This is a genomic window from Ferruginibacter sp., assembly GCF_014377975.1.
In the GTDB taxonomy this organism is placed as follows: domain Bacteria; phylum Bacteroidota; class Bacteroidia; order Chitinophagales; family Chitinophagaceae; genus Ferruginibacter.
In genome coordinates, this window is record NZ_JACMOO010000355.1 from 1 (window position 1) to 9,164 (window position 9,164).

The 9,164-nt window shown below is 39.0% G+C and carries 7 protein-coding genes; 2 read left to right on the plus strand and 5 right to left on the minus strand.

The window, feature by feature from the left end:
* The first annotated feature begins 101 nt into the window (after positions 1–101).
* Entirely contained in the window at positions 102–2,126 is a 2,025-nt protein-coding gene (locus H7254_RS17300; RefSeq protein ID WP_301934161.1) for a hypothetical protein, read from the plus strand.
* A 169-nt stretch (positions 2,127–2,295) separates the two neighbouring features.
* Here H7254_RS17300 and H7254_RS17305 read toward each other — a convergent pair whose 3' ends face one another.
* The 4 genes from H7254_RS17305 to H7254_RS17320 all read right to left on the minus strand — a co-directional run bounded on the left by H7254_RS17305 (position 2,296) and on the right by H7254_RS17320 (position 6,526).
* A complete protein-coding gene (locus H7254_RS17305; protein ID WP_301923453.1) occupies positions 2,296–2,883 on the minus strand; it encodes a hypothetical protein in 588 nt (195 codons plus the stop codon).
* 94 nt (positions 2,884–2,977) lie between these two features.
* The gene (locus tag H7254_RS17310) at positions 2,978–4,210 is read right to left on the minus strand and encodes an MFS transporter (protein ID WP_301934162.1); all 1,233 of its coding nucleotides are present in this window, start codon (positions 4,208–4,210) and stop codon (positions 2,978–2,980) included.
* A gap of 6 nt (positions 4,211–4,216) precedes the next feature.
* A complete protein-coding gene (locus tag H7254_RS17315; RefSeq protein WP_301934163.1) occupies positions 4,217–4,918 on the minus strand; it encodes a DedA family protein in 702 nt (233 codons plus the stop codon).
* A 36-nt stretch (positions 4,919–4,954) separates the two neighbouring features.
* On the minus strand, positions 4,955–6,526 hold the full coding sequence (locus H7254_RS17320) for a dicarboxylate/amino acid:cation symporter (protein ID WP_301934164.1): 1,572 nt from the start codon (positions 6,524–6,526) through the stop codon (positions 4,955–4,957).
* A 137-nt stretch (positions 6,527–6,663) separates the two neighbouring features.
* Between H7254_RS17320 and H7254_RS17325 the strand changes: the two genes are divergently transcribed.
* Positions 6,664–8,322 (plus strand): amino acid permease, encoded by a 1,659-nt coding sequence (locus tag H7254_RS17325; RefSeq protein WP_301934165.1) that lies wholly within the window; start codon positions 6,664–6,666, stop codon positions 8,320–8,322.
* Positions 8,323–8,417: 95 nt separating this feature from the next.
* Here the strand turns inward: H7254_RS17325 and H7254_RS17330 are convergent, their stop codons facing one another.
* Positions 8,418–8,606, minus strand: coding sequence for a hypothetical protein (locus tag H7254_RS17330; protein WP_301934166.1), 189 nt, complete (start codon positions 8,604–8,606; stop codon positions 8,418–8,420).
* Positions 8,607–9,164: the final 558 nt, after the last annotated feature.

The window sequence follows — 9,164 nt, forward strand, 5'->3', positions numbered from 1 at the left end:
GGGTATCAAACCGGTGCAACATAATCACCAGTAAATTTGTCATGGTTATATAAAAGACAGAATTTTTTACGTAAATAAATCCTTTACCCTTATTACAAACTATGCTCCGGTTATCAAAAAAAAATAAAGAGGTTCCACCAAAGGTAGAAAAGCAACAGGCCATTGTATTGCCCCTGCATTCTGCTAACCGAAGCCTCGATTTTTTGGTAGAAATGATTAATACAATACGTCCGGACAACGCAAAAGATACAGACCAGGCCACACTGCGTTTTAAAGCGTTGCTGTACCAGATGGGGCAGGACAGGAGTTCTCTTTTTTCGTTGCGTAAGGCATTGCTGACCCAATTTTTAAAAACAAATATTGTAAATGCCTTAACCGAAAGCGGTATTGTAAGCAGCCGTGGATTTGTACAGGAACTTAGAGGCAAAATATTACATAAAATATTACCCGAGCTGCAAACACCGGATAATTTTTTATATGTTATCAACCGTATATTTTATAAAAAAAGAGATCATATTTGGGTGGATGGCATTAACAACGATTTGTGGATGCAATTTTTTGAAGTGCTGGGTATACAGATTAATTTGACAGAACCCGCGCTGATAAAGCAGCTGCAGGGATCTTTGCAAATACTGAGTTACCGGATTGCTACCCTGGGACTGGAGAAGGAAATTACACAGCGATATGAAAATATTGAAAATGCCATCTTTCCTTTTTTGGAACAGAACAGGTTAGTGAATGAATATCTTCACCTGCATCACAGCGTTGGAACATTGGATACGCAACGCATTTTATTAGCCAATATTACAGAAGCTTTGCACAACTGTAATCAAACCATTCAGTGGATAAGGGAACAACGCATTGCATACGGTACCAGCCTTGCCCAAACATTTATTATTACACGTTTGCAACAGCAGGTAAACAGGTTATTTATTATTTTGGATGTACTTGACATAGACAATTCGTTTAATACACAACGGTTTGTGGCCTATTTTAAAACGGTGGTACACAATGAAAACCGCAAAAATTCTATCCTTGAATTTTTAAGTGAAAATACCGGCTACCTTGCTTACCAGATTGCGGAACATGGAGGACGCACAGGAGAAAAATTTATTACCACCACCCGTAAAGATTTCTGGCGTATGTTTAAAAGTTCTGTTGGTGGAGGCATCATCATTTCTTTTATTGGTATTACAAAAAACCTGCTGGCTAAAATAACCATGGCACCCTTCTGGCATGGGTTTTTGTACAGCACTAATTATTCGCTGGGGTTTATTTTGATACAGGATACCGGCTCAACGCTCGCTACTAAACAGCCTGCATACACAGCCAATAATGTAGCCAGTTCCTTCGATGCACAAAAAATTGGCGAACAACCCGATCTTAGAAATCTTGCTATTACAATCGGCAAAGTTAGCCGTACGCAACTGGCATCTTATACTGGTAACCTTATCATTGTATTTCCGCTAACCTATATTTTGGCGTGGCTTTTTTTTAAAGCCACCGGTGTAAAAATTGCAGAAGGAGCAGCAGCACATCAGCTACTGACCAATCAGCAGCCGCTGCATAGTTTAGCCTGGTTGTACGCCTGCTTTACAGGTTTTTTTTTATTTGCAAGCGGGTTGATTGCAGGGTACGTTGAAAATTACGTAGTGTACGGAAAAATTTCAGAACGTCTCCGCAATCATCCGTCTTTTAAAAATAGTTTTAGTGAAAAGCGCCGGTCTAAAATTGTGCGTTATGTAGAAAATAATCTTGGCTCCCTGATGGGTAATATTTCGCTGGGTTTCTTTTTGGGCATGGCTGGTTTTATCGGCACAACATTTGGCATACCCTTCGATATCCGGCACATCACTATTTCTGCAGCCAATACCGCCATTGGGTTTTTTGGTCTCAATCATCAGGTTGGTACAAAGGAATTGTGGTACACTATCATTGGAGTTATCGGCATTGGATTTCTAAATTTTGCGGTAAGTTTCGGGCTTGCATTTTTGGTGGCCGTAAAAAGCCGCGGTATCCATTTAAAAGAGTATCCACAGTTTATAGGCATACTGTGGCGTTACCTGAAAAAATTTCCGCAGGATTTTATAAAAGCTCCCGGGGTGCGCACAGCAGAGCATTTATAGTGAGTATTATTTATTATAAATGTGTATACCGTTAAACAATTTTTTGTCCTGGCTAAGAAGCAATGTGCAAAATCGTTGCGTCGCCCTCTTTTACGGCATACCTTAAATGAGCTTCAGCCTTCTGTACAAAATACACTGCGTCATCATTTCAAAATTAAAAACGGGGAAATTATTGTTTCAGATAAGCCGACATCTGGCCATCAATTTTTTTATCCCACATTTCCTGTTTGTCTGCCAACTGACTATTTTTAGTTTCTGTATCGTAGGCATCTTGTGCGGAGAGTAAATCTGTTTGGCACTGGGTATAAATTTTTTCCAGTACTTTGTTATAATCCTTCATGGTATATTTAGCCACTTTTAAATTATGAACAAACTGCATGGCATACAGATAAGCCAGATCAAAATGATGTTGCTCGTGATTTAAAATGTAAGGAGTTTTACGGTTATTTTTAACCCAGCTATCTGTGATAGAAAAAGTGCAATCAACAGTTAAATGCAAAGTGGCTGCATTATTCTCAGAATGAAAGGCCATTTTAAAACCAAAGCCTGCATTGGTAATGGCTGCAGCTTCACTGGCAGCCACCGGCCTTCCTTTAAAATCAGTCCAGCTTAATTTTTTGTTGGGGGTGTAAAATATTACCGGTTTGTCAGCCGACGCATCAGAAGTTACATAATCAACATCTACCTGTAGTTTTTGCGCTGCCACCGCCAGCGAACAAAACAACATAATAAGCAAAAAGGAATAATATTTTTTCATATTAATTTATAAACGAAAATACAGTCAAATAGTATTGCTATTGACGAAAGCTACCCATAATTACAATTATATTAACAGCAATCTGCCAGCGTTATTACTCCGTATAATTAAGATCTTTGCCAAAAGTTTCTTCTGTAAAATAAGCTGCAATAATTGCAGTAACCATCACAAGTACGCCGGTAACCCAGGCTGCCGTTATATAAGGATGGAGCGTTGCTGAAAAAACTGTTTGCAGCCATTTAAAAACTAAAAATATCAGTGGTACTGAGCCCCGTACCATATTGGGTACAGTAGTGGCAGCGGTAGCCCGTAAATTTGTACCAAACTGCTCTGCCGCCATGGTAACAAAAATAGCCCAGAACCCGGTGGCAAAACCCAGTGCGGCGCAAATAACATACATGCCTGCGGCAGTTCCATTTTGCTGGTTAAAAAAGAAGATGATAGAAATGATGGTTAAGATATAAAAAATATACAACGCTTTTTTTCTGCTTTTTAACCACTGACTTACAAAACCAGCCAGTAAATCTGATATGGAAATAAAGGCATAAGCTACCATGATAGATACTTTGGGTAACACCGTTTCGGTGATGCCGAATTCTTTTGCAAAATTATTGGAAAAGGCAATCAGCAAACCAATTACATACCAGGTGGGTAAACCAATTAAAATGGCACATGCGTATTTTCTGAAACGCTTCCCGCTGGTAAAAAACATAGAAAAATTTCCCCGGCTAACACCCAATAGTTTTGTTTGTGTAAACATACCGCTTTCAAATACTGAAATGCGCAGCAGCAATAAGCAGAAGCCCAGGCCACCGCCAATAAAATAACAAATGCGCCAGTTAAAATTCTGCGAAATAAAAAATGCCGCCACTGCGCCCAATAAGCCAATACCGGCCACCAGCGAAGTACTTAGGCCCCTTTTTTCTTTATTTACCAATTCTGTTACCAGGGTAATTCCGGCGCCTAATTCCCCAGCCAGGCCAATGCCGGCAATAAAACGGGTTAAAGCATACTGGTTAGACGTTTGTACAAAACCGTTGGCAATATTTGCCAGTGAGTATAAAATAATTGAACCAAATAAAACACTTAATCTTCCTTTTTTATCGCCCATGATGCCCCAGATGATACCCCCAATTAAAAGCCCCAACATCTGAATACTGATAATAAATTCGCCCTGGGTTTTTACTTCCGCAACGGAAAGCCCCATTTCGGTTAAACTATCTATCCGTACAATATTAAACAACAGCAAATCGTATATGTCAACAAAGTAGCCAAGGGCCGCAACCAGAACCGTAATTGTAAAAATGGAAGTGGAGGTTTTTTGCATGTAGCACTAATTAACCGGATTCTTTTTGTTGTTCTTTTTTTTATCCAGCAACAACTTTAAAAATATGGGTACAGTTGTAACTAAAACAATGCCCAGTACAATTATTTCCAGGTGCTGCTTTAAATCAAAATTAAATACCTTTAAAATAAACTGTTGTAAGTAATGGCCGGCAAATAACATACTAAAAACCCAGGCCAGACTACCGGCAATATTGCAAAAAGTAAATTTTTTATTTTCCATTTGTACAATGCCTGCTACAATGGGTGCAAAGGTTCTTACAATGGGTATAAACCTTGCCATTACAATGGCACCGCCGCCATGTTTATCGTAAAAATCTTTGGCCTGCAATAAATATTTTTTTTTAAAAAAAAAGGTGTCTTTGCGTTCAAACAAAAAAGGACCACTTTTTTTACCAAACCAATAACCAACAAAATTACCCATAATACCTGCCAAAGAAATTACAATGCCCAGTATTACCAGGTTAACAAATGAACTGTTTATATGGATGCCCAATCCTTTTTGTACCAGGTCGTTGCTAAAAATACCGGTTACAAAAAGCAGGCTGTCGCCTGGTAAAAAGAAGCCTACAAATAAACCTGTTTCTGCAAAAACTGCAAATACAATAAACCACAGACCTCCATTTTCAATGTACCATTGAGGTTGCAATAATTGAATCCAGTGAAAATCCAGTAAAATTAAATCAAGCATACAAAAAGGTTATCAATCGTGTAAAAATAGTTGTAATTATTTATTTTCCAGTTCGCCTTCCCATTTACTTACCACCGCTGTTGCTATACTGTTACCAACCACATTGGTGGCGCTACGGCCCATGTCTAATAAAGGATCTATGCCAAGCAGTAAAGCTATACCAGCTTCGGGAATATTAAAACTTGCCAATGTGCCGGCAATTACTACCAGCGAGGCCCGTGGCACACCGGCAATACCTTTGCTGGTAAGCATAAGTACCAGCAGCATTGTTAACTGGGTACCCAGCGGCATGTGTATGCCGTAACTTTGCGCAATAAATAAAGAAGCAAATGTCATGTACATCATACTGCCATCCAGGTTAAACGAATAACCCAGCGGCAACACAAAACTTACAATTTTATCTTTACAACCAAAGCGTTCCAGTTCCAGCATTGTTTTTGGAAAAGCGGCTTCACTGCTGGCAGTACTAAAGGCAAGCAGGATGGGTTCTTTCATTCTTTGTATTAATGTAAATACACGGTTTTTGATAAACAGCCATCCGATTAAAATCAGTGCTATCCATAACACAGCCAGGCCAAAATAAAACTCGCCAATAAAAATGGAATAGGTTTTTAAAATACCGATTCCCTGCTTTGCAATAATGGCTGTCATGGCACCAAATACAGCAATGGGCGCAAAGTTCATTACATAACCTGTTACTTTTAAAATGATGTGTGCAACGGCATCCAGCGCTTTTACAACTGGATGTGCAATATGACCGAGGGCAGCAGCGGCAACTCCAAAAAAAAGTGCAAATACCACAATCTGTAAAATTTCATTTTTTGCCATGGCATCAATTACACTGGCAGGAAAAACGTGGTAAAAAAAATCTTTCAACGTCATTGCGGCCTTGTCAATACCAGTGGTAACATGGCTATCGGGAAGGGGCAAATGCATAGCGCTGCCGGGTTCAAATACATTTACCAGCAGCATACCCAGCAGCAGGCTTAATAAGGAAGCACTTGTAAACCACAGCAAGGTTTTACCACCAATACGGCCCACCGCTTTTATATCGCCCAGTTTGGCTACACCCACCACCAGGGTTGTAAATACCAATGGTGCCACAATCATTTTTATGAGGCGTAGAAATATGTCTGCTAAAATTGTAAACCAATCCAGTTTGGTATCTCTTGCTTTAATGTTATTGCTTTTTTGCGTGGCAATAATTTCTCGTTTTTGCTGCAATATTTTGTAGGCGGATGAAGCAGTATCGCTTAGCAGGGATATTTTTAATTGCAGGTGTTGAATAGAATCGGATAAAATTTTTATTTCGGCAAGGGCCTGCGTTTCATCCGTTGTGGTCAGCAGTTTTTTTTCTGCTTCTTTTTTTTGAGCGATCAGTTTTTTTTGTAACGCCTGCAATCCATTGCCGGTGGCAGTATCTTTTATCGTTTCAAAAGGCAGCATCGCCTCATCAATATGTACTAACTGAATGTCGGCATTGGCAATGCTGGTATTCTCGCTACCCACATAATTTTTGTTCAAAACAAAGCCTGTAATGACACCAGCCATCAATGCAATACCAATATATAAAGTGAGTTTACTGCGTTTTGCCGGTTTAATTTCCATACCTAAAAAATAGTTTTGCAAGATAGTATTTAATGCTTGTTATGAACAAACCACTGCTAAATATGATTATTGGCGATGCCGGTAAGTTATTTTTGATTATTTTGCCTAAACATTATTTACTAAACTAACAAGATACTATGAGTTTATTTGTAAGAAAGCCAATGGCGACTTTAATGAATGAGGCCCAGGAAACAGGTAGCCATACCTTAAAAAGAACATTAAGTGCCTGGGGTTTAACTGCCCTGGGAATAGGTGCTATTATTGGCGCAGGCTTGTTTTCCATCACCGGTATGGCAGCAGCCAATCATGCTGGCCCGGCAATTACAATTTCATTTATTGTAGCAGCGTTGGGTTGTTTGTTTGCGGGCTTATGTTACGCAGAATTTGCTTCCATGATTCCTGTTGCAGGAAGTGCATATACCTACTCATACGCCACCATGGGCGAATTTATTGCCTGGATAATTGGTTGGGATCTTGTGCTGGAATATGCGGTGGGTGCAGCAACCGTAGGTATCAGCTGGAGCCGCTACCTGGTAAAATTTCTCGAGGGCTTTGATGTTCACCTTCCTTCACAGTTAACAGTGGGGCCATGGGATGGAGGAATTATTAACCTGCCTGCGGTATCAATTATTGTATTAATGAGTTTATTGTTAATAAAGGGAACCAAAGAAAGTGCCTTTGTAAACGCAATCATTGTGGGGCTAAAAATTGCCGTGGTACTGGTATTTATATTCCTGGGATGGAAGTATATTAACAATGACAATTATCATCCTTACATCCCGGATAACACCGGTAGCTTTGGCGCCTTTGGATTTAGCGGGATCATTCGTGCAGCAGCCATTGTTTTCTTTGCTTATATAGGTTTTGATGCGGTTAGTACTGCAGCACAGGAAGCCAAAAATCCCAAACGGGATATGCCCATCGGTATATTGGGTTCTTTGGCAATTTGTACAATATTATATTTACTTTTTGCGCATGTTATGACCGGTGTTACCAGTTATAAAACCTTTGCAGGCAAAGATGGCATTGCACCTGTTGCAGTAGCCATTGAACACATGGGCAAAATGAATGCTGCAGGTATTATTGTGCAGGATTATCCATGGCTTAATCGGGCTATCCTGGTGGCTATCCTGGCAGGATATTCTTCGGTGATACTGGTAATGCTAATGGGGCAGTCTAGGGTATTTTACAGTATGAGTAAAGATGGATTGATACCAAAAATATTTTCTACCATTAACCCAAAAACACAAACACCGTCAAAAAGTAATTTATTATTTATGCTGTTTGTTAGTTTGTTTGCCGCTTTTGTACCGGCCCGTGTGGTAGGCGAAATGACCAGTATCGGAACCTTGTTTGCTTTTATTCTTGTGTGTATCGGGGTTTGGGTAATGCGTGTAAAAATGCCCGAACTACCCAGGTCTTTTAAAACACCATTAGTTCCCTTAGTACCTATTTTAGGTATCGGCGTTTGTTTGTTTATGATGGTATTTTTACCTATGGATACCTGGATCCGGTTGCTGGTTTGGATGTTAATTGGGCTGGATATTTATCTTGTATACGGTGTTAAAAATAGTTTATTAGGAATGGGTGTTGCCAACCGAAAAGGAATGAAGCTGGCAAGGTACGTGGGGCTGGGTCTTTGCGTATTACTGTTGGTTGCAGGAGGGCTACATCAATACACGGTTGGCTTTGATACAGACAGAACATTGATGTATATTTCCATCATTTTTGCAGTTATTCATTTATTGGTATTTGCCAGAAAATTAAATATGAAAAAAGAGGCCGAAAGCATTTGATACTTTTGATAAATTCTTTTAGTAAAGCCCTGCCTGCAACGGCGGGGCTTTTTTAGTTAGGTTGCATTGTTTGCTCTAAACAAGCCGGAACGTTTTTATCTTTTTGCATATTCCTGCAATGGTACACTGGGTTGCAGCGTATCCCGTTTTATTGTTGTTTCAACGCCTGTACCAATAAATTTATGAGTATATTTTTTACTACGGAAATTCTGAAGGCAAATAAAACAATGCAGGGGATCAGTCATTGTGTTATCATTTTTATTAAAATGAATTATATTTTTCAATTTATTTTTATTTTCAATTCTGTTTAGGTAACCCATTTAGATGTCCGCAGGGGATATAACATTTTATATTCACCATTTTTTAAAACCATAGCTAACTCTGCCCGGTAATTGTAGTTTTTTGCAGGGAGAAAATTGTTTTCGGTGATAAAACTATTGTAACAGCAGTTGCAGTTTGTTACTGGTGTTCAGACTGAGTATTTTTTTTCGGAACAAAGCCATTTACCCACCACCGTTTTTACTTTGTTGATGAACGGCTTTAATTTTATTGAGCAAAGGAGAATGTATTAAGATGCGTTGATGGGGTAATTTTTTAAGTTATTCTAATAGTAGTTTACTGATAACTGCCATAAGTATTAAGGCGGTATTTCTAAAGAAAGCAATAAGGAAATTGGTTGCTGTCAAATTACTTTTTTAGCGGTGCATTGTTTTATAAACGTACCCCGCCGCTTATAAAATTTATAAATTGCTTCTTTATTATTTTCTAAACTACCCGAAATTTTTTTTGTTTTAGCCCTTAATATCTTCGATCCCGCTGCCATTAATTTGCTGTTGTAAATA

Bases quoted from the DNA above. Each gene is read 5' to 3' on its own strand.
- H7254_RS17315 (WP_301934163.1), bottom strand. From the start codon at position 4,918: ATGCTTGATTTAATTTTACTGGATTTTCACTGGATTCAATTATTGCAA.
- H7254_RS17325 (WP_301934165.1), top strand. From the start codon at position 6,664: ATGAGTTTATTTGTAAGAAAGCCAATGGCGACTTTAATGAATGAGGCC.
- H7254_RS17320 (WP_301934164.1), bottom strand. From the start codon at position 6,526: ATGGAAATTAAACCGGCAAAACGCAGTAAACTCACTTTATATATTGGT.
- H7254_RS17300 (WP_301934161.1), top strand. From the start codon at position 102: ATGCTCCGGTTATCAAAAAAAAATAAAGAGGTTCCACCAAAGGTAGAA.
- H7254_RS17305 (WP_301923453.1), bottom strand. From the start codon at position 2,883: ATGAAAAAATATTATTCCTTTTTGCTTATTATGTTGTTTTGTTCGCTG.
- H7254_RS17310 (WP_301934162.1), bottom strand. From the start codon at position 4,210: ATGCAAAAAACCTCCACTTCCATTTTTACAATTACGGTTCTGGTTGCG.